At 70.1% G+C, this 26,082-nt stretch carries 21 protein-coding genes; 12 read left to right on the forward strand and 9 right to left on the reverse strand.

Annotated features, from left to right (window positions below):
- Window positions 1-48: 48 nt before the first annotated feature.
- The 3 genes from infA to SM418_RS23480 all read right to left on the reverse strand — a co-directional run bounded on the left by infA (window position 49) and on the right by SM418_RS23480 (window position 1,628).
- On the reverse strand, window positions 49-270 hold the full coding sequence (gene infA, locus SM418_RS23470) for a translation initiation factor IF-1 (protein ID WP_371943298.1): 222 nt from the start codon (window positions 268-270) through the stop codon (window positions 49-51).
- Window positions 267-1,061 carry a GNAT family N-acetyltransferase gene (locus tag SM418_RS23475; protein ID WP_371943299.1) on the reverse strand — a complete coding sequence of 265 codons (795 nt, stop codon included), beginning with the start codon at window positions 1,059-1,061 and terminating at the stop codon, window positions 267-269. The genes infA and SM418_RS23475 overlap by 4 nt, the downstream gene beginning before the upstream one ends.
- A gap of 204 nt (window positions 1,062-1,265) precedes the next feature.
- Window positions 1,266-1,628, reverse strand: a complete 363-nt coding sequence (locus SM418_RS23480) for an FtsX-like permease family protein (RefSeq protein WP_371943300.1) — start codon at window positions 1,626-1,628, stop codon at window positions 1,266-1,268.
- A 519-nt stretch (window positions 1,629-2,147) separates the two neighbouring features.
- Here SM418_RS23480 and SM418_RS23485 point away from each other — a divergent pair.
- A complete protein-coding gene (locus SM418_RS23485) occupies window positions 2,148-3,863 on the forward strand; it encodes a GMC oxidoreductase (protein ID WP_371943301.1) in 1,716 nt (571 codons plus the stop codon).
- 55 nt (window positions 3,864-3,918) lie between these two features.
- Here the strand turns inward: SM418_RS23485 and SM418_RS23490 are convergent, their stop codons facing one another.
- Window positions 3,919-5,160 carry a coiled-coil domain-containing protein gene (locus SM418_RS23490; protein ID WP_371943302.1) on the reverse strand — a complete coding sequence of 414 codons (1,242 nt, stop codon included), beginning with the start codon at window positions 5,158-5,160 and terminating at the stop codon, window positions 3,919-3,921.
- A 259-nt stretch (window positions 5,161-5,419) separates the two neighbouring features.
- Between SM418_RS23490 and SM418_RS23495 the strand changes: the two genes are divergently transcribed.
- Both SM418_RS23495 and katG read left to right on the forward strand, forming a co-directional pair.
- A complete protein-coding gene (locus tag SM418_RS23495; RefSeq protein WP_371943467.1) occupies window positions 5,420-5,812 on the forward strand; it encodes a Fur family transcriptional regulator in 393 nt (130 codons plus the stop codon).
- 33 nt (window positions 5,813-5,845) lie between these two features.
- The gene (gene katG, locus SM418_RS23500; protein WP_371943303.1) at window positions 5,846-8,065 is read left to right on the forward strand and encodes a catalase/peroxidase HPI; all 2,220 of its coding nucleotides are present in this window, start codon (window positions 5,846-5,848) and stop codon (window positions 8,063-8,065) included.
- 49 nt (window positions 8,066-8,114) lie between these two features.
- Here the strand turns inward: katG and SM418_RS23505 are convergent, their stop codons facing one another.
- Together SM418_RS23505 and SM418_RS23510 are read right to left on the reverse strand one after the other, a co-directional pair.
- Window positions 8,115-8,537 carry a Fur family transcriptional regulator gene (locus SM418_RS23505; RefSeq protein WP_371943304.1) on the reverse strand — a complete coding sequence of 141 codons (423 nt, stop codon included), beginning with the start codon at window positions 8,535-8,537 and terminating at the stop codon, window positions 8,115-8,117.
- A gap of 98 nt (window positions 8,538-8,635) precedes the next feature.
- Complete coding sequence (locus SM418_RS23510; protein ID WP_371943305.1) at window positions 8,636-9,010, reverse strand: MarR family winged helix-turn-helix transcriptional regulator; 375 nt, start codon at window positions 9,008-9,010, stop codon at window positions 8,636-8,638.
- Between the two features lie 102 nt (window positions 9,011-9,112).
- On the opposite strand from SM418_RS23510, the gene SM418_RS23515 reads away from it, so the two are divergent.
- Complete coding sequence (locus tag SM418_RS23515; RefSeq protein WP_371943306.1) at window positions 9,113-10,567, forward strand: MFS transporter; 1,455 nt, start codon at window positions 9,113-9,115, stop codon at window positions 10,565-10,567.
- Window positions 10,568-10,705: 138 nt separating this feature from the next.
- On the opposite strand, the gene SM418_RS23520 is transcribed toward SM418_RS23515, so the two are convergent.
- The gene (locus tag SM418_RS23520; protein WP_371943307.1) at window positions 10,706-13,156 is read right to left on the reverse strand and encodes a VIT domain-containing protein; all 2,451 of its coding nucleotides are present in this window, start codon (window positions 13,154-13,156) and stop codon (window positions 10,706-10,708) included.
- On the reverse strand, window positions 13,153-14,115 hold the full coding sequence (locus tag SM418_RS23525; protein ID WP_371943308.1) for a helix-turn-helix domain-containing protein: 963 nt from the start codon (window positions 14,113-14,115) through the stop codon (window positions 13,153-13,155). Before SM418_RS23525 ends, SM418_RS23520 begins: the two co-directional genes overlap by 4 nt.
- 408 nt (window positions 14,116-14,523) lie before the next feature.
- Between SM418_RS23525 and SM418_RS23530 the strand changes: the two genes are divergently transcribed.
- Both SM418_RS23530 and SM418_RS23535 read left to right on the forward strand, forming a co-directional pair.
- Window positions 14,524-16,257 (forward strand): RNA polymerase sigma factor, encoded by a 1,734-nt coding sequence (locus SM418_RS23530; protein WP_371943310.1) that lies wholly within the window; start codon window positions 14,524-14,526, stop codon window positions 16,255-16,257.
- 121 nt (window positions 16,258-16,378) lie between these two features.
- Window positions 16,379-17,656, forward strand: a complete 1,278-nt coding sequence (locus SM418_RS23535) for an NlpC/P60 family protein (protein WP_371943311.1) — start codon at window positions 16,379-16,381, stop codon at window positions 17,654-17,656.
- A gap of 178 nt (window positions 17,657-17,834) precedes the next feature.
- Here SM418_RS23535 and SM418_RS23540 read toward each other — a convergent pair whose 3' ends face one another.
- Complete coding sequence (locus SM418_RS23540; protein ID WP_371943312.1) at window positions 17,835-18,326, reverse strand: inorganic diphosphatase; 492 nt, start codon at window positions 18,324-18,326, stop codon at window positions 17,835-17,837.
- Between the two features lie 300 nt (window positions 18,327-18,626).
- Between SM418_RS23540 and dacB the strand changes: the two genes are divergently transcribed.
- From dacB to folE, 6 genes are all read left to right on the forward strand, one after another.
- Window positions 18,627-19,865: a D-alanyl-D-alanine carboxypeptidase/D-alanyl-D-alanine endopeptidase gene (gene dacB / locus SM418_RS23545; protein WP_371943313.1), complete on the forward strand. Its 1,239-nt coding sequence runs from the start codon at window positions 18,627-18,629 to the stop codon at window positions 19,863-19,865.
- 236 nt (window positions 19,866-20,101) lie between these two features.
- Window positions 20,102-21,211 (forward strand): Rv3626c family coenzyme F420 biosynthesis-associated protein, encoded by a 1,110-nt coding sequence (locus tag SM418_RS23550; RefSeq protein ID WP_371943468.1) that lies wholly within the window; start codon window positions 20,102-20,104, stop codon window positions 21,209-21,211.
- Window positions 21,212-21,259: 48 nt separating this feature from the next.
- The gene (gene tilS / locus SM418_RS23555; protein ID WP_371943314.1) at window positions 21,260-22,255 is read left to right on the forward strand and encodes a tRNA lysidine(34) synthetase TilS; all 996 of its coding nucleotides are present in this window, start codon (window positions 21,260-21,262) and stop codon (window positions 22,253-22,255) included.
- A 128-nt stretch (window positions 22,256-22,383) separates the two neighbouring features.
- Window positions 22,384-22,947: a hypoxanthine phosphoribosyltransferase gene (gene hpt, locus SM418_RS23560; RefSeq protein WP_371943315.1), complete on the forward strand. Its 564-nt coding sequence runs from the start codon at window positions 22,384-22,386 to the stop codon at window positions 22,945-22,947.
- 413 nt (window positions 22,948-23,360) lie between these two features.
- Window positions 23,361-25,364 carry an ATP-dependent zinc metalloprotease FtsH gene (gene ftsH / locus SM418_RS23565; RefSeq protein WP_371943316.1) on the forward strand — a complete coding sequence of 668 codons (2,004 nt, stop codon included), beginning with the start codon at window positions 23,361-23,363 and terminating at the stop codon, window positions 25,362-25,364.
- Window positions 25,365-25,423: 59 nt separating this feature from the next.
- A complete protein-coding gene (gene folE / locus SM418_RS23570; RefSeq protein WP_371943469.1) occupies window positions 25,424-26,005 on the forward strand; it encodes a GTP cyclohydrolase I FolE in 582 nt (193 codons plus the stop codon).
- The last annotated feature ends 77 nt before the right edge of the window (window positions 26,006-26,082 follow it).

Raw genomic sequence — 26,082 nt, forward strand, 5'->3', positions numbered from 1 at the left:
GTGACCGAGGCCCGATGGGTCAGTTGCGACGGAGGGTGCCGGCCGCTGTCAGTTGCGGTAGCGGAAGACGATGCGGCCGCGGGTCACGTCGTACGGCGTGAGCTCCACCAGGACCCGGTCCTCCAGGTAGATCCTGATGAAGTTCTTGCGCATCTTGCCGCTGATGTGCGCGAGCACCCGGTGCCCGCCGTTGATCTCCACGGTGAACATGGCGCTGCGAAGGCACTCGACGACCCTGCCCTCGACTTCGATGCCGTGTTTGCTCCTCATCGCACCAGCTCCAGGTTGCTCCCCACCCGCCGGGCGCCGATGCCCTCGAACAGCGCCACGGCTGCTCGGTTGGTCTCCTGGGCCTCGGCCCAGGCGGCGTCGAACCCGGAGCGGTGCAGCGTGCCCAGTGAGTGGGCCAGCAGCGCCCGTGCGATGCCGCGGCGCTGCTCGCCGGCCCGGACCGCCACCAGCCCGATGCGGGGCCGGCGCACCGTCACCACCCGGATCAGGCCCAGGTAGCGATCCGGTGCCGCGGCCACGGCGTACTTCGCCGGGTCGACGATCGTGTCGCCCTCGGGGCGGGGGAGCACCTCCGCGGGCATCGACTGCCACCAGCCGACGGTTGCCTCGACCTCGTCGCGGATCGCGCGGTCCACCGCTCGCAGCAGGTCCTCGTCCGCCTTGCCCCCGGAAACGATCGTCACGCCCGGCGGCGGCAGGACCTCTTCGAGACCTGTGACCCGCGGGTCGGTCGGTACGACGTACTCCCACTCGCGGCGCCGGACCCTGAAACCGGTCCGCCGCCATCTGGCCGTCAGTTCGGTGTCCGCCTCATCGACCACCGTGTGGAGCGGCGCCGGGAGTTCCGCCAGCATCGCCTCGGCGAGCCGGTCGAAAGTGGAGTCGTGCCAGGCGTCGACGCTGACGAACAGGCGTCCGTCGGGCCGCTGCTCCGCATACCCGCGGCCGACCACCAGGTCGTCGTCTAGTGCATGCCAATGCCTGTCCGCGACGCGCGTGACCTGCACCGCGTTCTCGCTCAGGCCGGATGTGAAAGGCTTTGCGTCCATCGGAGTCTCCTTCCAGGAGAGCCTCGATCTCAGGCGCTCCTGGCGACACCGGACGTCAGTCGCCGGACCGTGACAGGCTGAGGGAGCACCCATGGGTGACTGTGTTCACGGGTCCTCACCTCCTTGCGACTTCTTCACGGTCGACCGCGAAGGTAGCAACCGGGCGCCTCCTCGCTCAAACCCTTTTCCACCTGCATCGGCCTGCTATTCCCCCGGCGGCGACCAAAGCCGTGGGGACGATCTGGTCGCGGCGAGTGCGGTCAGGGCCGCGGCCACGGGAGTGATGGTCAGGGCGGCCACCGTCCACAGGCCGAAGAGGTTCCACGGCACCGCGAGGATGCGCACGCCTTGCATTTCCGGAAAGAAGCCGGCCAGGGCCCCCGCTGCGACCAGAGCGCCCGGAGCCAGGCCGATGAACGTGACGGCGGCCGACTCGATGGCGGCCATCCGGACGACCTGGGAGCGGGTCAGGCCGGTGGCGCGGGCGGCGGCGAACTCGGCGCGGCGTTCGGCGGCGGCGATCACGACGGCGTTAACGACCGCGATCGCCGCATACAGGCCTGGCATCCCCATAAGGACGGACATGATCCTCGTGGTGCCGCGCTGCTGATCCGCCACTCTGGCGTCGGCCCACTGATGAAGGGTGCGCACCTCCCCGACCCCGCGGCGTGACCGCCGGCTTCTCCAAGGGCGCGGTGGCCAGCGGCACCGGGTCGCTGAGGATCTCACCGCCCGGCGCCACGGCGACGGACCGCTTCCCACCGAAGGCCAGCGCCACCGTCGAAGGCGGACGGCTTCGGTTTCCCGCCGTCGCCCCCGCACGCGGTGAGGCCAGCGCCGGGACGAGCAGCAGCAGCACCGCCGGATGAAGTCAGTTCCACAAAAGTCCCTCCACCGGAGTGGGGCCTCGACGATATCGGGCCGCACAGGGGCACCGGGAGAATGGAAAGGGAGTGGGGAGGCGCCGCGCTTTGTCACTGCGATGACCAAAACGGCGATGAATCGTTGCGATGCGCGCATGGTGTGCGACCCTTCGGAGAGGCACACTCGGCTTCTTCGTTCCCCCCGACGAAGGTGGTGTTTGCTATGCCCGGTGGCGGCTACGACTTCGACGTGATCGTTGTGGGTTCGGGGTTCGGCGGCAGCGTGGCGGCGCTGCGGCTGGCCGAGAAGGGCTACCGGGTCGCCGTGATCGAGGCCGGACGCCGCTTCGACGAGGACACCCTGCCCAAGACGTCCTGGCGGCTGCGCAAGTACGTGTGGGCTCCCCGCCTCGGCATGCGCGGGATCCAGCGCGTTCACCTGGTCGGCGGCAAGGCCGGCGTCCTGGTCCTGGCAGGGGCGGGTGTCGGCGGCGGCTCCCTCGTCTATGCCAACACCCTCTACGTCCCGCCGGAGCCCTTCTTCAAGGACCGGCAGTGGGGCCGCATCACCGACTGGCAGGACGAGCTGAAACCGTTCTACGACCAGGCCCGGCGCATGCTCGGCGTCACGGTGAACCCGCTCGTCACCCCCGCCGACGAGGCGATGAGGCGCGTCGCGGACCGCATGGGCGTCGGCGACACCTACCATCCGACGCCGGTCGGCGTGTTCTTCGGCGACAAGCCCGGCGAGGACGCCGACGACCCGTACTTCGGCGGCGCCGGTCCCCGCCGGACGACCTGCACCGGCTGCGGCTCCTGCATGATCGGCTGCAAGGTCGGCGCGAAGAACATGCTCACCAAGAACTACCTCTACCTGGCGGAGAAGGCGGGCGTCCAGGTCATCCCGGACACGACCGTCACGTCCCTGTCGCCCGGCGCGCGCGGCGCGTCCGGCGGCTACGAGGTCGGCACGGAGACGACCACGCCGCTGCGCAGGCGCCGCCGGACGCTGACCGCCGAGCACGTCGTCCTCGCCGCCGGGACGTACGGGACGCAGCGGCTCCTGCACCGGATGCGCGCCGCCGGTCGCCTCCCGCACCTGTCGCCCCGCCTCGGCGAGCTCACCCGCACCAACTCCGAGGCCCTCCTCGGCGTCGAGCGCATGACCGTGTGGCACCGCGAGAAGGACGTCGACCACAGCACCGGGCTCGCCATCACCTCCTCCTTCCATCCGGACGAGAAGACCCACATCGAACCCACCCGGTACGGGGCGGGCAACAACGCGATGGGGGTCATCCGGACGCTGCTGATCGACGGCGGCGGCGCGCCCCGCTGGCTGAAGTTCCTCGGCCAGTCCGTCCGGCACCCGACGATCATCCTGCGCGGGCTGTCCCTCAAGGACTGGGCCAAGCGGACGGTGATCGCCCTCGTCATGCAGACCGCCGACAACTCGATCACCGTCGGCGAGAGGCGAAGCCGCCTCGGCCGCCGCAGGCTCGTCGCGTGCCAGGGCGACGGCGAGCCCAACCCGACCTGGATCCCCGTCGCCCACGACGCCGTCCGGATGCTCGCCGAGGAACTCGACGCCACCCCCGGCGGGACGTGGTTCGACCTGTTCAACATCCCGACCACCGCGCACTTCATCGGCGGCTGCGTCATCGGGGAGACTCCGGAGACCGGAGTCATCGACCCCTACCACCGCGTCCACGGGCACCCCGGCCTGCACATCGTGGACGGCTCGGCGGTCACCGCGAACCTCGGCGTCAACCCGTCCCTCACGATCACGGCCCAGGCCGAGCGCGCCATGGCGTTCTGGCCGAACCGCGGTGAGAAGGATCCGCGCCCCGCCCCGGGCGCCGGCTACGCCCGTATCGACCGGGTCATGCCCGGCAACCCCGCCGTACCGTCCGGCGCCCCCGCGGCACTCCGCTCGCAATAGCCAGGGAACCGACGGTCCCGAGCCGCGGGACGTTCTGCGGCCTCCGAGCGCGGGCTCAGTCGTCGGCGGGGTCGTCCTCGGGTTGGTCGACGAGGTCCGTGGACGCGGGACGCTTGGTCGCCTGGTGGACGCGGACCGCCAGGATCGCGCGGGCGAAACGGCCGGCCAGCTCGCCGTCCATGACGTCCGGGACCTGGTCGACGCCGATGAGGCCGCCGAGCCTCGCGGTGACCGCCGCGGACTCGCCGACCCGCACACCTTGGCCGTCGTCGAGTTCCTCGACGGCCGGGAGGTCCAGCGCCGCGCGCAGGGTCTCCTGCAACGCGCGCACGGTCGCGGCGTCGCGGTCGATGCGGACCTCGGCGGCGTCGGCGCGCTCCTCCGCCGCGTCCGCGCGCTGCTCGGCCCGGTCGGCGCGCGTCATCGCGGCGAGGATCCGGTCCTCCGCGGAGTCGGCGAGCTGCTCGGCGCGCTTGGCGCGGACGGCCTGATCCTCCGCCCGGCCCGCGGCGGCGTTCCGCTCCACGGTCAGCCCCGCGACCTCGCCCTGGACGACGCTCAGCTCGGCCCGCAGCCGCCGCTCGGTGTCGGCGGCGGCCTCCAGCTTGGACCGGGCCTCCGCCAGCTCGGCGCGTACGTCCGCGAGATCGGTGCGGGCGATGGCGAGCGCGCTCTGCTCGGCCGACAGCCGCGTGGCGAGCTCGTCCCGCTCGCGCTCGGCGTCGTCGCGGGCCTGGTGCTCGGTGCTCCAGGCCGCCTCGGCGCGCTTGCGGAGCCCCTCGGCGTGCGCGGCCTCGTTCGCGGACGTGGCACGGGCCTGCTGGTGAGCGCCGGCCTCCTTCCACGCGTTGGCCTCGCTCTCCTGCGCCGCAGTGACGCTCGCCTTCGCGGCGGCGAGCCCCTTCTCGAACTCCTCGCGCGCCTGCGCGGTCTCCCGCAGGGCCGCTTCGGCGCGGGCGGCGGCCTGCTCGGCGCGCTGGTCCGCGTCCGCGGACTCCTGCCGCGCGCCGCGCGCCTCGGCCAGGGCGCGCTCGGCGCCGTCCAGGGCGTCGCGGACCTCGCCGTCCAGCCGGTCGCCCAGCACGGCGGCGAGCGCCGCGAGCTGCTTCACCAGCCCGGCGAGCCGCTCGACGTCCGCGCCGAACGCGCGGACCGGGGCGGGATCGACCTCGGTGATCGCGATCCTGTCGCGCTGCACGGCCACCTCCGCGGGCTCGTCCTCGCCGGGACGGTCCTCCGGCAGCAGGAGCGGTGCGGTCAGCCCGCCGTCCACCGGGACCTCTTGATCTTCGCGCACGCGAGCATCCTAGTGAAACGCCCCGATTTGCACCTCCTACCTGTCAAAGCTGTTCCTTTGGCCGAAGTCGAGGTAGGCCGAGGTGGAAGGCGGTGCCGGCGCGTCCGCGACCGCCCGGACGGTCGGGTGGGACGCGCCCGCCACGCGCGGGACGGATCCCCTCGCAAACCGAGTCAAACTTGGGCACCTCCAAATCTTGACTGACTCCAGAGAGTGAGCCAGTCTGTCTGCCGTGGCGCCCGCCTTGGAGTTCCAGGAGATGCTGCGCGAGGCCGCCCTGCGGGTGACCCGTCCGCGGCTCGCGGTGCTGCGCGCGGTGCACGGTGATCCGCACGCGGACACCGACTCGATCATCGGGGCCGTCCGCCGCGACCTCCCGACGGTGTCCCACCAGACCGTGTACGACTGCCTGCGCGCGCTGACGGCGGCCGGGCTGGTGCGGCGCATCCAGCCCTCCGGTTCCGTGGCGCGTTACGAGTCGCGGACCGGGGACAACCACCACCACGTGGTGTGCCGGACCTGCGGCGCCATCGCCGACGTCGACTGCGCCGTCGGCGAAGCTCCCTGTCTCACAGCCTCCGACGACCGCGGCTACTCGATCGACGAGGCCGAGGTCGTCTACTGGGGCCTCTGCCCCGACTGCACCACCTGACCCATCACTTGCTTCGTCCTGGAAGGAAGTTCAATGGCTGAGAACAACGAAGCCAACGTCTACGAGACGAACGAGGAAAGCGCCGGTGGCTGCCCGGTCGTGCACACGCGCGCCCCGCACCCCACCCAGGGCGGCGGCAACCGCGGCTGGTGGCCGAACCAGCTCAACCTGAAGATCCTCGCCCACAACCCGCCCATGGCCGACCCGCTCGACAAGGACTTCGACTACGCCGCGGCGTTCCAGACCCTCGACCTGCCCGCCCTCAAGCGGGACATCGCCGGGGTCCTCACCGAGTCGCAGGACTGGTGGCCCGCCGACTTCGGCAACTACGGCCCCTTCATGATCCGGATGGCGTGGCACAGCGCCGGCACCTACCGCATCAGCGACGGCCGCGGCGGCGCCGGGTCCGGGCAGCAGCGCTTCGCGCCGCTCAACAGCTGGCCCGACAACGCGAGCCTCGACAAGGCCCGCCGCCTCCTGTGGCCGGTCAAGAAGAAGTACGGCCAGAAGATCTCCTGGGCCGACCTGCTGGTCCTGGCCGGCAACGTCGCACTGGAGGAGATGGGCTTCACGACCTTCGGCTTCGCCGGTGGACGCGAGGACGCCTGGCAGCCCGACGAGAACGTCTACTGGGGTCCCGAGACGACCTGGCTCGGCGACGAGCGCTACACCGGCGACCGGGACCTGGAGAACCCGCTCGGCGCCGTCCAGATGGGGCTCATCTACGTCAACCCGGAAGGGCCGAACGGCAACCCGGACCCGATCGCCGCCGCCCGCGACATCCGCGAGACGTTCCGCCGGATGGCGATGAACGACGAGGAGACCGTCGCGCTGATCGCCGGCGGCCACACGTTCGGCAAGACGCACGGCGCCGGCCCGGCCGACCACGTCGGGCCCGAGCCCGAAGGCGCCCCCCTGGAGCAGATGGGGCTCGGCTGGAAGAGCACCTTCGGCACCGGCAAGGGCGCGGACACGATCACCAGCGGCCTTGAGGGCACCTGGACGAACACCCCGACGGCCTGGGATAACAGCTTCTTCGAGATCCTGTTCGGGTACGAGTGGGAGCTGTTCGAGAGCCCCGCGGGCGCCAACCAGTGGCGGCCGAAGAACGGCGCCGGCGCCGACACCGTCCCCGACGCCTTCGACCCGTCCAAGCGGACCCACCCGACCATGCTGACGACCGACCTGTCGCTCCGCATGGACCCGATCTACGAGCCGATCTCGCGCCGGTTCCTGGAGAACCCCGACGCCTTCGCGGACGCGTTCGCCCGCGCGTGGTTCAAGCTGACCCACCGCGACATGGGACCGATCGCCCGCTACCTCGGCCCGGAGGTCCCGTCCGAGACCCTCGTCTGGCAGGACCCCGTCCCGGCCGTGGACCACGAGCTGATCGGAGCCGCCGACATCGCGGCCCTCAAGGAGCAGATCCTCTCCTCGGGGCTGTCGGTCTCCCAGCTCGTCTCCACCGCGTGGGCGTCGGCCGCGTCCTTCCGCGGCACCGACAAGCGGGGCGGCGCGAACGGCGCCCGCATCCGGCTGGAGCCGCAGAGCGGCTGGGAGGTCAACGACCCCGACGAGCTGGCGCCGGTGCTGCGCACGCTGGAGGGCGTCCAGGAGTCGTTCAACTCCGGCGGCAAGCGGGTCTCGCTCGCCGACCTGATCGTCCTCGGCGGGTGCGCCGCGGTCGAGAAGGCCGCGAAGGACGCGGGCCACGACATCGAGGTCCCCTTCACGCCGGGACGCACGGACGCCTCCCAGGAGCAGACCGACGTCGAGTCGTTCGCCGCGATGGAGCCGACCTACGACGGGTTCCGCAACTACCTCGGCAAGGGCAACCGGCTCCCGGCCGAGTACCTCCTCATCGACCGGGCGAACCTGCTCACCCTGAGCGCGCCCGAGATGACGGTCCTCGTCGGCGGCCTCCGCGTCCTGGGCGCGAACCACAAGAAGACGGCGCACGGCGTCTTCACCGACACGCCGGGCGCCCTGACGAACGACTTCTTCGTGAACCTGCTCGACATGGGCACCACGTGGGAGCCGACGTCCGAGGACGCGGAGACCTTCGAGGGACGCGACGCCACCGGCGCGGTCAAGTGGACCGGCAACCGGGTCGACCTCGTCTTCGGCTCCAACTCCGAACTGCGCGCGGTCGCCGAGGTCTACGCCAGCGACGACGCGAAGGAGAAGTTCGTCCGTGACTTCGTCGCGGCCTGGGACAAGGTGATGAACCTGGACCGGTTCGACCTCGCCTGACCCTTCGTCCGTCCAGGCCGGCCCGGGAGGCGGGCCGGCCTGGACGCCGTCACTGCGTGCGGCAATCGGGGCAAAGGCCCCAGAACGTTACATCGGCCTCGTCGACCAGGTAACCGGCGTCGTCCACCGGATCCATGCACGGCGGATGCCCCACCGCGCAGTCGACGTCCTTGACCGCGCCGCAGTTGCGGCACACCAGATGATGGTGGTTGTCGCCGACCCGCCCCTCGAACCGCGCCGGGCTCCCGGCCGGCTCGATGCGGCGCACCAGCCCCACCGCCGTGAGCGCGTGAAGCGCCTCGTAAACGGCCTGGAGCGAGATGTGCCCCACGCGGTCCCGCACCCCGGACGCGATCGCCTCGACACCGAGGTGGTCCCCATGCCGGACGGTCTCCAGCAGTGCGACGCGGGCGGCCGTCACCCGCAGCCCGACACCGCGCAACTCCTCGGCGGTGCTCTGCGAAGCGGTCATGCCCCACCTCTAGACGCGAACGATTTGCGACAACGAATGACAAAAGTGTAGTCGAGCCGCGCTAACTCCCCGGAAGCCCCGCCTCGGGCCGGTCGCGGTCAGGGCGTCAGCTTTTCGGCGAGGACCTGGAGGTGGGTCTCGCGGGCCTCGGCGTGGCGATGGCGCCCGGCTTCGGTGATCTGGACGAGGACGCCGCGGCGGTCGTCCTCGCAAAGGCCGCGCTCGACGTAGCCCTGCTTCTCCAGGCGGGCGACCGTGCGGGACAGGGCGCTCTGGCTGAGATACATCGCCGCGGCGATCTCCTGCATGCGGCGCTTCTCACAGTCGAGATCGACCAGGCGGTCGAGCGTCTCGTACTCGCTCATGCTCAGGCCGTGGGCGTCCTGCAGGGCGCGGTCCAGGGCGCACGCGACCGTGTTGTAGCAGGTCGCCAGCTCGCGCCAGCGGCCGACCAGAGCAGCCTTCGCCTTCATGCCGCGGATCGTACCATGCGTGCGCATCAGATGCACTCGCATTAAATTCTGCCAAAATTAGTGCGTGGACATTTGATGCATGTGCATGTACTGTCCTCCGACGTGGCTATCACCGACATTCCCCCTGCCTCCACCGTCCGGGCGCCGGCCGCCGCCGAGCGCCCGCCGACCGAACAGATCTGGACTCCCCGGCTGTGGGGAGTCCTCGCGGTCCTGTGCGGCGTGTTGTTCCTCGACGGGCTCGACGTCTCGATGGTGGGCGTCGCGCTGCCGTCGATGGGCGCCGAACTCGGCCTTTCCACCACGTCGCTGCAGTGGATCGTGAACGGGTACGTCCTCGGCTACGGCGGGCTGCTCCTCCTCGGCGGCCGCACCGCCGACCTGCTCGGACGCCGCCGGGTCTTCCTCACCGCGCTCGCCGTGTTCGCCGTCGCGTCCCTGGTGGGCGGGCTGGTGAACGACGGCACCCTGCTGATCGTCACCCGTTTCGTCAAGGGGCTCGCCGCCGCGTTCACCGCGCCCACCGCCCTGTCCATCCTGACCACCACGTTCCATGAGGGGCCGGCGCGGAACCGGGCGCTGTCGGTGTTCTCCGTCTTCGGCGCCAGCGGCTACTCGTCCGGGCTGATCCTGGGCGGGCTGCTGACCGGTCTCGGCTGGCGCTGGACGTTCCTGACGCCCGTCCCGCTCGCGCTGATCGCGCTGGTCGCGGGCATCGCGCTGATCCCGCGGGACAGGCCCCCGTCCGACGGCGGACACGACATCGTCGGCGCCGTGACGCTCACCGGCGGCATGCTGCTCGCCGTCTACACCGTGGTCTCGGCGCCCGACCGCGGCTGGCTCGCCCCCGTCACCCTCGGGTCCGTCGCGCTCGCCGCCGCCCTGCTGGTCGGCTTCTTCGTCACCGAGAACAAGGTGCGGCACCCGCTGATCCGGCTCGGCATCCTGCGGATCGGCGCCATCGTCCGCGCGAACCTGAGCATCGTCGCGCTGTTCGGCTCGTACCTCAGCTTCCAGTTCATGATGACCCTCTACCTCCAGGACGTCCTGCACTGGTCGCCGCTGAAGATGGCCATGGGACTGCTGCCCGCCGGGCTCCTCGTCGCCTTCGGCTCCCCCTTCGTCGGACGCCTGATCGACCGGTACGGGACGGCCCCTCTGATCATCAGCTCGATGACGTCGCTCAGCCTCGGCTACGTCTGGTTTCTGGCCACGGCGGGGAACGCCCCGCACTACGCGTTCACGATCCTGCCGACGATGCTCCTGCTGGGCGGCGGATTCGCGTTCGGGTTCAGCTCGATCATGGCGCAGGCCACGGACGGCATCGACGACTCCGAGCAAGGTCTGGCCTCCGGCCTGGTGCAGACCTCGGGCCAGGTCGGCGCCGCTCTCGTCCTCGCGGTCGTCACCGCCCTGGTCGCCGGCGGCACGGCCTCGGGCGGCGACGGCTTCGCCGAGTTCCACCCGGGCGTCAACCTGGTCAGCGCCGTCGCCGTCATCGGCCTCGCGCTGAACCTGGTCCCGCTCCTGCGCCGCCACCGCCCCCAGCACACCTGATCACTCCATGACCACCAGCGGGGCGGCCTCGTCGGAGGCCGCCCCTATGGGGTCGGCGACTTGGAAGGGTTGCTCGGCCGATGGTCTTGCGGGGCGGGGCAGACCCGTCGTGAGGGCAGCGGGCGCCCTGCGGAGTGGTTACCTGGGGCGTTTCCAGAAGGGCCGGCGGGGCGGGAACTCTCCCGTGAAGTCGGCCAGGACCTGGATGGCTCGGGTCCACAGGTCGTTGACGGTGGGCTGGTCCGTGGTGGGTTGGAGGCGGCGGAGGTCATCGCGGAGGGCTGCCAGGGGGGTGGCGTCCAGGGACTGGGCCTCCATACGTTGGACGATCGACTCCAGGATGGGAAGGAACTCGTCCAACAGATGCTTGGCGCGCCGGTCGTCGGGAGTCTGGCGGAGGCGGTCGAGGACGTCGGTCAGTTCCTGCTGGAAGTCGGTGAGCGTGGAAGTGCGACGTGCCCGGCGCGGGGCCGCGCCGCGCCCGGCCGGCCTGCCGAACGGGCTGCCCGGGGGGCTGGGCGGCGGACTGCCGTAAGGGGCGGCGCTTTGCGGCGGTGGGCCTGCGACCGGTGGAAGGTCGAGGGCGTCCGTGAAGGCGGCGTCCTCCGTTACCGCGAAGGCGGCATGCGCGATCCTCGGCGCCGCTGCGGGCGCCGCTGCGGGCGCCGCAGGGACTGCGGCGGGGCCTGCCCAGCCTCGGGGGGACTCCACCGGCTGGACGACCTGGTGCGGGGTTCCGCCCTCGGTCACCACCCTGCTGTCCACGGCCACGAACGCGGTGAAGCGGCACAGGACGCCGAAGCGGAGCGAAGTCTTGACGATGCGTTGCTCCAGGTCGGCGGGGCCGCCGACCGTGTAGCGGTCTTCGAGGTCGCGCAGGTGAGCGCGGGCCCAGATGGAGGTGGCGGCGGGGGCGGTGGAGACGCTGCCGGTGGCACGCTGCTCCCAGGGCGTCCCATCGGATGCCGTGCCCCGGACCGAGAGCGTGCCGGACGGGGCGCCGCGGAACCGTCCGGCGATGACCAGGGGCACACCGGGGAACAGCGCGCCCAGCCGAGCCGGGGCCACCGTGCCCTCGATGATCTCCAAACCCTCGGAGTGCAGGGTCAGGCCGGTCGCGAGCGGGGCGGCGATCCGGTGGTGGATGTGCTCCATCGCCTCGTCGAGGCGGTCCTCGGACTCGACGAGTTCGCAGCGTCCCCGACCGATCGAGGCGAGGCGGTTCAGGAATCCGGCGTTGACGGCCTGGTCGATGCCCACGGTGTGGACGCGGACACCCCGGAGCCGTGGCTCCAGATGGGCGAGGAGCTGGTCCTCATTGCCGACCTGCCCGTCGGTGATGAGGACGAGTACCCGGTCGCGCGGGGAGCCGGCGAGCAGGCGGCAGCCCTCGTCGAGCGGGGCGAGCATCTCCGTGCCGCCTCGCGCGTCCAGCGCCGCCAGGTGCTCCACCGCGCGGAACCGGTTGCGGTCGGTGCCGTCGACGAGGCCGGTGCCAAGGTCGCGGGGGCGTTCGATGACGTTGTCGAAGGACAGGACGGCGAACCGGTCCTCGCCGCGGAAGGTGTCGACGATGCGGGCGGCCGCGCGGCGGGCGGCGACCATCTTCCAGCCGTGCATGCTGCCGGAACGGTCGAGGACGAGGACCACGTCGCGTGGGCTCGGCCTGGCGTCGCCGGACGGCAGCACGGTCAGGCTGAACGTTCCCTCCCCTTCCGGCTTCGAGGGCTTGTCCGGGTCCGGGGCAATGGAGATCTTCTCGGTCGCGTCCGGGACGAGGGAGAGGGCCGCGGTCTCGTGGGGGGCGAAGTCGAGGCGCAGGATGAAGTCGCGGTCGAGGCGCTCGCCCGGTTGCAGGCGGACGGTGGTGCGCTCTCCGTCGCCCTCCTCGCTCACCACGTGCAGCGCCGACCGTATCTGGGTCAGTGGCAGGCCCGCCGGGTCGATGTCGGCGGTCACCGACAGGCGCACCGGGTTCGGGAAGCCGGGCAGGAGGACGGGGGGGCTGATCCGGGACGCGTCCGGTACGGCACCCGTATCGTCCGCCACTCCGGAGCCGGCGCGCTCACCGTCCAAGGGGGCTCCCGGGATGTAGCGGGGAGCCACCACGAGCGGGAACCGGAACGTCGCGCTGGAGGACGACTCGTGCGGCAGGGGCTGGTCGAGCTTCAGCCTGATGGTCACCCGCTCGCCCGGCAGGATGTTGCCGACCCGCATGGTGAACACGTCGGGGCGGTCTTCCTCAGCGATCGCGGCGCGCTGGCCCGCGGCGATGGCCTGGTCGTAGTCCTGCCGTGCCTGGCCGCGCTCCTTCAGGGTTCCTTCGATGATCCGGTCCGCGGCCTCCATGCGCAGCGCGGTCACGGCGGCGCGGTCGGGCAGCGGGAAGATGTAGGTGGCTTCGAGCGGCACGTCGAACGGGTTGCGGAAGCCCTGGACCACCTCGATGCCCGCGGCGAGCCCGGTGATCGACGCGTGCACGTCGACCTGGTCGAGTGGCAGGTTGCCCTTGTCGGTGCTGAGCGCGCCGAGCCCGCGGTCGTCCACCGGGGCGTCGGTCTCGGGTAGTGGCAGGATGCGCACGGTCACGGGGACCTCCGGGAGTGAGCTTCGGACGAGAACGCGGGGCTTTGGGCGGGGGTGAGAAGGCCACGCCGGTGCAGCTCGTCGAGCAGCGGCCGGGCGGCGGTGTCGATCGCGGCGAGGTCGTCGTCGCTCAGTGCGGGACCGTCCAGGAGCAGGGTGAGGCCGGGCGCCAGCCGTACCCCTTGAACGACCGGGGGGAGGGGCCTGCCGTAATCGGCGGAGACGCTCGCCCTGCCGTACGACACATCGGGCCGGGCGCTCCAGAAGTTGCCCCTCTGACCGGCTTCTCCGTCCGCCGGTTTCGCCGGCGCGTCCCTGACTCCGTCGGACGGTGCGGCCGGATCTGCCGCGTCAGCTGATCCGCCCGCCCGGGTGGCGGGCCTTCCGAGAGCCGAGGAGCCCGCCGGGTCACCGGTGGTGTTCACGCCCTCGCCTGCAGAAGCTGTGTGCTCTGCCTGGCCGGTGGGCTCGGCCTGGGCGATCCGGTGGTCTGTGGGGGCTCCTGCCGGAGGTGCCGGCTGGGGGACACCTCGGGCTGGCCGCGGTGGGGCGGACGGCTGACCCTGGTCTTGTTGGGGGCGACGGGTTTCGGAGAGTTCATCGGTTCCCGAGGAGGAGGCGGCCCAGGTCGGTGGTGTCGGGCTGCCCGCGGGAAGGGCGGCTATCCGCGCGAGGGTCTCGTCGGGGGCGGCGGCGAGTTCGACCTGGATCTCCGCGATCGAGCGGCCTTCGGCCTGGCGGCGTTTCACCGCGATGAGCTGGAGCAGATGGCGGGGGCCGTACAGGGCGGTGCGGCCGCGGCGACCGAGAGGCGGGTCGACCAGGCCGATCGTGGTGTACCAGCGGATCAACCGCGCGTTGGGCAGGTCGCGCACCCGGCCGCTGACCTGCGCGGCCCCGTCCGCCGCGAGCGCTGCGGCGGCGTGTTTCGCGAGCTCGCCGATGGTCCAGGTGTCGTCCATGGCACAGATGATGACACTGTCACGATGACAGTGTCAAGCTCGAACAGAGATCGACACGGGAGGAGGTGATCCTGGCGGGCGTCGCCGGGGCGGTCGTGCCGGCGCCGGAATTGCGATCAATGCCGCGGGGTCGAAGTGCTGCTCACTGCTGCGGGAAATCGTTCTATCTGGACGAGGACCCCAATTTGGATCCCTTCACTCTGCATTTATGTACGATTACTAATCGGAATGATGGCCTGGTCATATTTAGAGTGTGATACTTGCAGTATGTCGGTCAAACTTCCCAAACTTCGCAAATGTCACTCTCCACTAGAGTTGGCTGGATAGCGCAAGAATGGTGTTCGGGATCGAAGTTGGATGTTCTGAAATGGCCAGTAAGCCGTGCCGGTAGCCTTTACCTTTTCTGCCATGAACGATCGTCTCCTGGTCGAGGCGCTGCGTGAGCGCGACCCCCGCGCCATGGCCGCGGTGTACGACGCGTACGCCCACCGGCTCTATGCGTACTGCTGGTTCCAGCTGCGGTGCCGTGACACCGCGCAGGTCGCCCTACGCGACACGTTCATCGTGGCCGAAACCCACATCGGCGAGCTGCGCGATCCTGCCCGGTTCGGCCCGTGGCTCTTCGCCATCGCCAGGCTGGAGTGCGCACGGCGCCTCCCGCTTCGGAACGAGGCACCGGACGTGCCGGTGGCAAGCCACCACCAGGAAGATGTCGACCAGCGCATCACGGCGTGGCAGGCGGTTCAGGCGTTGCGTCCGGTCTCCCGGGAGATCCTGGAACTGGGGGTCAGGCGTCGCCTACCGGTTCCCGAACTGGCTGCTGTGTTCGGTTTGTCATTGGGAGACGCCCAAGCCGCACTGGACCTCGCGCACAGCGAACTGGAGCAAGCGCTAACGGCAGAACTCCTCGCGCAACAAGGCCCCTACGGCTGCGCCGAGCGTGCTCTGCTGCTGCGAGAACGGGGTGGTGAGCTCGCCCAAGACCTGAGCAAGCGGCTGATGGAGCATGCGGAAGCGTGTTCCACCTGTGGGGCGTTCCGTCCCCGGACCGTGTCGGCGAAGAAGGTGTACGGGCTGCTGCCGGACGCGCGCCCCCCGGCGGAACTGCGGCTGCGTGTGATGAGCTGCTTCCTGGACCCGGAACTGGTCGGATACCGGCTTTTCGTGGCGACCCGGGTCACGGACTTCGCCTCCGACGGTTTCCCCGTCCAGGACGAACGCTCGCGACGGCAGGCTCGTCCAGGCGGCGGAGGCTCATGGTTCAGCCGCCTCCGCAACGCATCTTCCGCCACCAGGGATACCGGTATCGGCGTACAGCTCGTCCGGGCGGGGACGGTGCTGGCGGTGGTGGCGCTTCTATCCGGCGGTGGGGTCGCCTCGATGTACGGATACCTGGGCATGCCCCGAAGGCCGACGGGGACGGCTGCCGGCCCGCAACCGACTGCGACGCCGGGCGTTTCGCAGACACCGGAGGGCAAGCGGCCGTCCGCGACGCGTCCGGGCAAGCCGGGGATGCTCGATGCCGCTCCCGTGTCGGCCACGTTCCCGCTTGGCGCGCGCGCTTCGTCCGCCCCGCCGACCGCCATGCCCACACCGCCTCCTGTCCCGGTCTCAGAGGCCGAGCCGATCGAAGGGAGTGGCGTCCTTACCGTTTCACCGCTCTACCTGGACTTGGCCGGGGGTTCGGACGGCTCCCTGGAGCTGCGGGCAGAAGGCGGACCGGTGGCCTGGCAAGCAAAGGCTCAGGGGCCCATACGAATGCAGCCGTCCTCTGGGCGTCTTCCGGCCGGGCAGACCGCGACCGTGCACGTGCATGTCTCCCGACGGCCGGATGCGCTTGGGGACGGCACCATCACCTTTCGCCCGGGCGCCACCCAGGTGCAAGTCACCTGGCGGCGCGATGCGCCGCCCAACCCAGACCCGTCGCCTCCGCCGACGGGTTCCGATCCGGCGAGCCCCTCTACGCCGCCCGAAACGCACCGTCCGGGTGGCCCTCACCCCATGCCGTCCGAGGCGCCATCACCGTCACCGACCCCGGGGCCGACCTCGCCCTCCAGCGATCCTCCAGAGGCGACGCCGCCTTCGACAGAAGAGTCGTCCGGGAACACCTCACCGAGCGTGAGCTCGACCACCGCCGCATGACAGGAGGCATCGGGCGACCTGCCGGCGGGGGCGTCGGACGTACCGGCCGTTGCCCAAGTCAACTACTCCTCGTAGATGATCGTTTGCGCTAAGCAGTACATCCTCCGGGGAGGACGTGCTCATGGCACCTGGCGCAGCAGACACCCGCCGCCGTCACGCGATACCGTCCCTTGCCCTGAGCCCGACGTTGCGGTTGCTCGCCCTCACCTCCGGCATCGCCATCGGTATGAGCCTGCTGGTACCCGCTGCGTCCGCACGTCCCTCCGCGGACCCCGGTCCCAGCGCGCAGGACGTTGAACAGAGCGAACGCCAGGTAAGGGAGCGTGCGGCCGAAGCCGGCCGCACGAAAGCCAAACTCGCGCTGGCGGACGGCGAACTCAACAGTCTCGCCACCGCCGCGGAGACCGCCATAGAGCGCTACAACGGCGAGCAGGTGAAGCTGCAACGCTCACAACAGGCGTACAGGGACACCCAAGGGCGCCTTGGCGAGGCGTACCGGAGGGTGGAGACAGCCAGGGCCGAACTGGCGACGTTCGCCGCACAGGTCTACCAGGACAACACCGGCTACGACCAGATCTCGTCGGCGCTCGTCGGCGATGGCGGGCCGCAGGGATTCATGGACCGTGCCGGCATGGTCGAGATGCTCGCCAAACGGCGAACCGCGATGGTCAGCCGTGTCGAGGCGTCCAGGAACGTCGCGGACGTGTTCCGCCGCCAGGCGGAGACGGCGCTCGAGGAACAAGAAGCAGCGACCCGACGTGCCGACGAGGCCAAGCAACTCGCGCAGGATGCGGTGGCCAAGCAACAGGCGGCCGTCCAACGCATCGAAGCGGAAAAGCGGCGCCTAGAGCATCGGCTTGGCCGCGCGCAGGCCCATGCCGCGCGGGTCAAGCGCGCGCGGGAGAAGGCGAGGGAGAAGGCCGAGGCACGCAAGGTCCGGTCCGCCTTCGCCGGTTCTGCTCACCCCGTCACGGGCCTAACCTCGTCCGCGGCGCGCGGCGCGGTCGCTGCACAGGCGGCGCTCAAGTGGCTCGGCACACCGTATGCATGGGGTGGAGGCAACGTGTTCGGGCCTAGCGAGGGGATCGCCCAGGGCGCCGGCACCGTCGGCTTCGACTGCTCGGGTCTGGCCATGTACGCGTGGGACAAGGCTGGTGTACGGCTCGACCACTGGACCGGTACGCAATGGACCTCCGGGCCCCACGTCCCCACCAGCGCACTGCGTCCGGGCGACCTCGTCTTCTTCGCCAAGAACCCGGCTGACCCCGACACCATCCACCATGTCGGCGTCTCCATAGGCGACGGTCGGATGGTAGAGGCGCCCTACACGGGGGCCACGGTGCGCATATCGAGCATCCACCGGAGCGACCTGATCGGCGCGACCAGGCCGTCCGGATGACCGGTAGGTCCGTCTGGACGGCGAGAACCCTTCCGCGCGGCGTTCCGCACGGAAGGGTTCTCGTCGGTCATGGCGCGGGGACGGCGGGAGCGGATCGCACCGTCCACGACTCCCTGCCCGGCCCCAGCACGGCCCCGGCCAGTCGGCCGGTCAGCCGGTCAGCGGGCCCGGACTGTGTTCAGTGGCCGCCCTGGTCCGCGGCGCGCTTGCGGGAACGCTCGATCTCGACTTCGGCTTCGACACGTCCCACCCAGCTGGCGCCCTCGACGGACTTGCCGGGCTCGAGGTCCTTGTAGACCTCGAAGAAGTGCTGGATCTCCAGGCGGTCGAACTCGGCGACGTGGTGGATGTCGCGGAGGTGCTCCATACGGGGATCGGTGGCGGGGACGCACAGAACCTTGTCGTCACCACCGGCCTCGTCGGTCATCCGGAACATGCCGACCGCGCGGCAGCGGATGAGGCAGCCGGGGAAGGTGGGCTCCTGCAACAGGACGAGGGCGTCCAGCGGGTCGCCGTCCTCCCCTAGGGTGTCCTCGATGAAACCGTAGTCGGCCGGGTACTGCGTCGAGGTGAACAGCATGCGGTCGAGCCGGATGCGCCCGGTCTCGTGGTCCACCTCGTACTTGTTCCGCTGGCCCTTCGGGATCTCAATGGTGACGTCGAAATTCAAGATGTCCTCCGCTCCCTGCGCGCTCGCAGTGAATAGTCTTTCGGGAGCCTGTGGGTGAGGCCGGCCCCACAGGATGAGTGTTCCCTTGTACAAGGATGTCGCACGTTGGTGAGTGCTGAGTGGGAGAGGGGCGGCCACGTGCCTGAACGGGGCCGGGCCCTCGCGATCCTGTCGCTGTCCCTCCTTAACGTTTTCACTGTCGCCGCGGGGGTGGCAGTGGCGAAACTCACACCTGAGCGGCATCTGTCACCGCAGCCGCCGAGCGTGGCGGCGCGTGACCTGGTCCGCGTCCAGGCGTCCTTGGACGGGGTCCCCGCCGCCGACCCCGGATCGGGCCGCGCGCCGAATCCGTCCGTCCTGGCAGGACGGCTGTCGGCGCTGGTCGGAGGCCCCAAGGCGAAGATCAACGCGGTGGTGATCGACGCCGAGACGCGCCGGCCCCTGTACGAGTTGCGCGCCGACCGGCCCGCCACCCCCGCCTCGACGACGAAACTGGCGACGTCGGTAGCGGCGCTGGCCTCGGTCGGACCCGCGCACCGCATCACCACCCAGGTCGTGCGCGGTACCGGCGGCGGGATCGTACTGGTCGGAGGCGGGGATCCTACCGTCACAGCCTTGCCCCCGCGTTCGGGGGCCGAGCATCCGTTGTATGCCTCGCTTCTGGATCTGGCCCGTCAGACGGCCGCGGCCTTGAAGACGTCCGGCGTGAGCCAGGTGCGAGTGGACTACGACGTATCCGCGTACCAAGGGCCTCGTACAGCCGCTGGGTGGAAGCCCAACTACCTGCCTGACGGTGAGGTCGCACCAGTAACCGCGCTGACCGTCGACGAGGGACGCGTCTCCCCATCGGACCCGACCAAGAAGACTCGGGTCTCCGATCCGGCTGCCTCTGCGGCGGAACAGTTCGCGCTGTTGCTGGCCAAGGAGGGCATCAGGGCGAAGGCCGGGCGAAGGACGGTGGCCCGGGAAGGCGCGGCACGGCTCGGCGCCGTCCAGTCACCGCCGATGTCCGCTCTGGTGGAGCACTTGCTGACCGACAGCGACAACGATGTCGCCGAGGCGGTGGCTCGCCAGGTCGCCATCAAGCTGGGCCGTCCGGCAACGTTCGCGGACGCGGCGCAGGCGGTCAGGCAGGTCCTCGCCAGGCTCGGTGTGGCGGAAGGCGTAGCGGTCAACGACGGCAGCGGGCTGTCGCCGCGCAACCAGATCTCACCGATCGCGCTCGCCCGCATCGTCTCCCTCGCCGCCGGTGAGAAGCATCCGGAGTTGCGGTCGGCCATTACCGGGCTGCCCATCGCGGGGTTCTCGGGGACGCTGAGCCCGCCGCGCTACACGGTCGCGGCCAGCCGGGCGGGGGCGGGTACGGTCCGCGCCAAGACCGGCACCCTGGCGGGCGTCAGCACGCTGGCAGGGCTCGCGTACGACGCCGACGGGCGGTTGCTCGCGTTCGCCTTCATGGCGGGGGACGGGAAGGGGCCGGTCGATCCGGGCAAGCTCGACCAGCTTGCCGCGGCGGTCGCCGGCTGCGGCTGCGGCTGACCTTCGGTTATCCACAGGATCTCGTTCTGCTGTCTTGGGGCGGCGGGGGCGGGGAGGGTGGAGGGATACGGTCCGCCCCCGGGCGGGTGGGGCCTGCTTTTCGCGGTTGCGGGGCGCGGGCCCGCGTGTGGGCCGGGCCGTACGGGAGATAACCAGAACGGTTGTTCGTTGAACGACCGAGCAGGGGCGCCTCGGCGCCGTCTCCGAAACGTACGGTGGAGCACATGAGCGCCTCAATGATCGACTGGAACGTGGCCGTTCAGGCCGGGACCCGGCTCGTCAGGCCCGGGCCGCAGGTCAGCTATGACGAGGCTCGTGACGTCGTGAAGGATCTGCGCGCCCTGTCGAAGGTCGCCCACGGCCATGTGCGGGACTTCACCGGCATGGCGTCCGAGCTCGACCCTGACCCGGCGACGATCGTTGACAGGCCCGGCTGGATCCGCGCGAACGTGGACGGCTTCCGAGTGGTCCTGGAGCCGCTCATCGAGCAGATGACCGAGCGGAGTGCCCCCGGCCCCCTCGGCGGTGCCGGGAACGTCGTCGTCCAGGCGGTCGGCTCCCGAGTGACCGGTATGCAGGTGGGAGCGATCCTGGCCTACATGGCCAGCCGTGTCCTCGGGCAGTACGAGCTTTTCTTGCCGCCGGACCCGACAGGGCGCGCTGCGACGGGACGCCTGACCCTGGTCGCGCCCAACATCGTCCATGTCGAGCAAGAGCTGCGCGTGGAGTCGCGTGACTTCCGCCTTTGGGTGTGCCTCCACGAGGAGACGCACCGCGCCCAGTTCACCGGTGTTCCTTGGCTGCGCGAGTACGTCCAGGACCAGATGACCAAGTTCCTGCTCGCATCGGACCTCGACCCAGGCGCCATGCTGGACCGCATCCGGGATGCAGCCGAGGCCGTGGCGGACGCGGTGCGCGGCGGCGACGCCAACCTCATCGACGCGATCCAGAGCCCGGAGCAGCGCGAGATCCTCGATCGACTGACCGCGGTGATGACCCTGGTGGAAGGGCACGGCGACTACGTCATGGACGCGGTCGGCCCGGAGGTCGTCCCGTCCGTCCAGCAGATCCGGTCGCGTTTCCAGGGTCGGCGTGAGGGCGGCACCAGGCTCGACAAGACGATCCGGCGCCTGCTCGGCATCGACCTCAAGATGAAGCAGTACGCGGAGGGGTCGCGGTTCGTCCGGCGGGTCATCGCCGAGGTGGGGATGAGCGGTTTCAACCAGGTCTGGGAGTCGCCGGAGGCGCTCCCCACTCACGAGGAGATCAAGGAGCCCGCGCTGTGGATCGGCCGCGTGGTCGGTCCCAGGGCCATCGACACGCCCCCTACGGCCAACGAGGCCTGAGCCAGGCCCGGTGCCTGTGCGGCCCCGTGTGGTGGTAGACGTTTCTCCATGGGGCCTGATCCGGCGGTGGCGGCGGTACGTCTCGCGGTGCGCGGGGTGCTCGCCGGTCTGCCGCCGGGCGCGATGGTGCTGGCCGCGTGCAGCGGCGGCGCCGACTCTCTCGCGCTCGCCGGCGCGCTCGCCTTTGAGGCGCCCAGGGCGGGACGCCCTGCCGGTGGCGTCACGATCGACCACGGCCTCCAGGACGGTTCGGACGAGCGTGCCGACGCCGTGGTCCGCATCATGGTCGGTCTCGGGCTGGACCCGGCGGGATCCATCGCGGTCACCGTCGACGGGCCGGGAGGCCCTGAGAACGCCGCCCGTGATGCCCGCTACACGGCGCTCAACGAGGCTGCACGGCGCTTTGAGGCCGCGGCTGTCCTCCTGGGCCACACCCAGGACGACCAGGCCGAGACTGTGCTGTTGGGGTTGGCGCGTGGGTCCGGTGCCCGGTCGCTGTCCGGTATGACGCACGAGTTCAGGCGGCACGACGTCCTCTATCTGAGGCCATTGCTGGGGCTCGATCGCGCCACCACACGCAGGGCCTGCAAGGCGATGGGACTTGACCCCTGGGACGACCCGCACAACGTCGACCCCACGTACGCGCGCGTGCGCGTGCGCCATGAGGCTCTCCCCGCTCTTGAGAAGACCCTGGGCCCCGGAGTGGCCGAGGCATTGGCGCGGACGGCCAGGATGCTTCGCGACGACGCCGACGCCCTTGACGACCTCGCCGTTCGCGCCTATGCCGACCTGGAGGTCCCGGTGGACGGCCATACCGTGGCAATCCGGCTGGAAGGGCTCGGTGATCTGCCCAGAGCCGTCCGGACGCGCGTCTTGCGGATGGCCGCGGTGAAGGCCGGCAGCCCACCGGGTACGCTCGCGGCGGTTCATGTCGATGCGGTGGACCGGCTGGTCACGGCCTGGCACGGCCAGCGGCACGTGGATCTGCCCGGGGGGCTACGCGCCGTCCGGGGGTATGGGAAGCTGCTGTTCGGCCCGGTTTGACCTCGCGGCGTGTGCGAATCGTCACACGAAGCTTCAGGCGTGCGTACCGCCTACACGGCGCGTGCGGCGGTGTCCGTCCTGCGTTCGTCCCACCGGACGGGCGAGAACTGAGCGATGAAGGTGGGGTTGTGGACGAGAAGGACCTGGGCGCCGACCTGGCGAAGGTGCTGATCCCCGAGAGCGACCTGCAGGCGAAGGTGCGGCAACTCGCCGGGCAGATCGACGCCGACTACGTGGGCAAGGACCTGCTGCTCGTCGGGGTCCTCAAGGGCGCCGTCATGATCATGGCGGACCTGGCGCGGGCGCTGCACGCGCCCGCCTCGATGGACTGGATGGCGGTCTCGTCCTACGGCTCGGGGACGAAGTCCTCGGGGGTCGTGCGCATCCTCAAGGACCTCGACACCGACATCATCGACCGGCACGTCCTGATCGTGGAGGACATCGTCGACTCCGGCCTGACCCTGTCGTGGCTGGTGAGCAACCTGCGCTCGCGCGGGCCCGCCTCGCTGGAGATCTGCGCGCTGCTGCGCAAGCCGGAGGCGGTCAAGACCGACATCGATGTGAAGTACATCGGGTTCGACATCCCTAACGAGTTCGTCATCGGGTACGGGCTCGATTATGCGGAGAAGTACCGGAACCTGCCGTTCGTCGGCACGCTCGCCCCGCACGTCTACGGCGGGGACGGGGCCTGACCCTCCTGGAGGGGCTGATCCCGCCGGCCGGCCGTCGATCGTCCGAGACGGGACCCGCTGGTCGGACGCGCTGGAGACAGGCGCACGGGAAGGCGGAGGGACGGCTTGGAGCACGGCCCAGGGAACAAGGAACCGTGACGAATCGTTGCAAGGGTCGTTGACGGGTATATGGAAGGGATGCGGGAGAACAGCGTCGGCTGCGTCTCCTGCGCCTGCGGTGTACCGTCGGTGTCCCGGACCCTGGGTTCGGGGAGCTATATGAGGGAAGCCGCCACGGTGGGTTTGAAACCTCGGGCGACGGGCCTTCGTTGGACGCATTGTTGGTCGCAGTGGCGTTCGTCCCCCCGGGACGGACGGGGATCGCACACAGACGTTGGTCAGGAGGGACGGGCCCCTTAGGGGTAACCGGATAAATGGACGTGAAGCGCTACTTTCGCGGGCCGCTGCTGTGGATCCTGCTGTTCGGCATCTTGGTCGCCCTCGTCATGTGGGGCGTCAACCCCGGCCGTTCGTTCGAGAAGGTGGACACCTCCAAGGTGGTCCAGGAGATCAACACTGGCCAGGTGAAGTCGGCCAAGATCGTTGACAAGGACCAGCGGATCGAGCTGACCCTCAAGAACGACAAGCGCCAGCAGGCGTCCTGGGTCGACGGCCAGGGGATCCAGTTGCAGCAGCAGCTGCAGAAGCAGGCCGACGCAGGCCAGCTGCCCGGCGGTTACAACGTTGATGTCCCCAAACAGAGCTTCTTCCTGAACCTGCTGTTCAGCCTGCTGCCCATCGTGGTCATCGTGCTGATCTTCCTGTTCATCATGAACCAGATGCAGGGCGGCGGCTCGCGGGTGATGAACTTCGGCAAGTCCAAGGCCAAGCTCATCACCAAGGACACCCCGAAGACCACCTTCGCCGACGTGGCCGGGGCCGACGAGGCCCTGGAGGAACTCGAAGAGATCAAGGACTTCCTGCAGAACCCGGCGAAGTTCCAGTCGATCGGCGCCAAGATCCCCAAGGGCGTCCTCCTGTACGGCCCGCCCGGCACCGGCAAGACGCTGCTGGCGCGCGCCGTCGCGGGCGAGGCCGGGGTGCCGTTCTACTCGATCTCCGGCTCGGACTTCGTGGAGATGTTCGTCGGTGTGGGCGCCTCCCGCGTCCGCGACCTGTTCGAGCAGGCCAAGACCAACGCCCCCTCGATCATCTTCATCGACGAGATCGACGCCGTCGGCCGGCACCGCGGCGCGGGGCTCGGCGGCGGCCACGACGAGCGCGAGCAGACCCTCAACCAGCTGCTGGTCGAGATGGACGGCTTCGACGTCAAGGGCGGCGTGATCCTGATCGCCGCGACGAACCGTCCCGACATCCTGGACCCGGCGCTGCTTCGTCCGGGGCGGTTCGACCGTCAGGTCACCGTGGACCGTCCCGACCTGGAGGGCCGCAAGGGCATCCTGCGGGTGCATGGCCGCGGCAAGCCGTTCGCGCAGGACGTCGACCTCGACATCATCGCGCGCCGTACCCCGGGCTTCACCGGCGCCGACCTCGCCAACGTCATCAACGAGGCGGCGCTGCTCACGGCCCGCTTCGACCGCAAGCTGATCGACATGGACACCCTCGAGGAGTCCATCGACCGCGTCATGGCCGGGCCCGAGCGCAAGACCCGGGTGATGTCGGAGAAGGAAAAGAAGATCATCGCCTACCACGAGGGCGGGCACGCTCTGGTGGCGCACGCGCTGCCGAACTCCGACCCCGTGCACAAGGTGACGATCCTTCCGCGCGGACGGGCCCTGGGCTACACCATGACCCTTCCGATGGAGGACAAGTTCCTCACCACGCGCTCCGAGATGACCGATCAGCTCGCCATGCTCTTGGGCGGGCGTACCGCCGAGGAACTGGTGTTCCACGAGCCCACCACGGGCGCGGCCAACGACATCGAGAAGGCCAGCGGCATCGCCCGCAACATGGTGACCGAGTACGGCATGAGCGAGCGCCTGGGCGCGCGCAAGTTCGGCTCCGGCCAGGGTGAGGTCTTCCTGGGGCGCGACATGGGTCACGAGCGTGACTACTCGGAGGACATCGCGTCCGCGATCGACGACGAGGTCCGCCGCTACATCGAGGGCGCTCACGACACCGCGTGGGAGATCCTCGTCGAGTACCGGGACGTCCTGGACGAGCTCGTGGTCAACCTGATGGAGAAGGAGACTCTGTCCAAGGACCAGGTGCTGGAGATCTTCGCGCCGATCCAGAAGCGGCCGCACCAGAACTCCTACACCGGCTATGGCAAGCGCCTCCCGTCGGACCGTCCGCCGGTGCTGACGCCCAAGGAGCTGGCCCTGCTCGGCCCGCAGGACGTCACCGACCTGACCAAGAACAACGGCCAGGGCGGCGTCACCTCCGAGGCGGTCGACCCCGCCCAGGGTGAGAGCTGACCGTCTTGGCGATCCCGTATGACGAGGCGCCGCTCGAGAATGACCCGCCGGGCAAGACCGTGCACGGCGGGCATTTCGATCACGCGCGTATCGAGAAGGCCGTCCGCGAGATCCTGATCGGCATCGGGGAGGACCCCGACCGTGACGGGCTGCGCGACACCCCGGCGAGGGTGGCGCGGGCGTACGCCGAACAGTTCGCGGGCCTCAGGCAGACGCCCGAGGATGCTCTCACCACGGTGTTCGACGCCGACCATGAAGAGATGGTCCTGGTGAAGGACATCGAGGTCTACTCGGTCTGCGAGCACCACCTGGTGCCCTTCCACGGGGTGGCCCACGTGGGGTACACGCCCAACAAGAAGGGCCAGATCACCGGTCTGTCGAAGCTGGCCAGGCTGGTGGACGTGTACGCCCGCCGGCCGCAGGTGCAGGAGCGGCTGACGAGCCAGGTCGCGGACGCGCTGATGAGCGTGCTGGAGCCGCGCGGCGCGATCGTGGTGATCGAGGCCGAGCATCTGTGCATGACGATGCGCGGTGTGCGGAAGCCGGGCGCGAAGACGGTGACGTCGGCGGTGCGCGGCGATTTCCGCGACCAGCCCGAGACGCGGTCCGAGGCGATGAGCCTGATCCTGGGCCGCTACTGACCGTCTGGCCGCCCTCAGAGCCGTGAGCCTCCCGAACGGGCCTCAGCGTCGCGCTGAGGCCCGTTCTGCTACTTCGG

Origin of the sequence: Actinomadura chokoriensis, assembly GCF_041463665.1 — a bacterium.
GTDB classification, from domain to species: domain Bacteria; phylum Actinomycetota; class Actinomycetes; order Streptosporangiales; family Streptosporangiaceae; genus Spirillospora; species Spirillospora chokoriensis_A.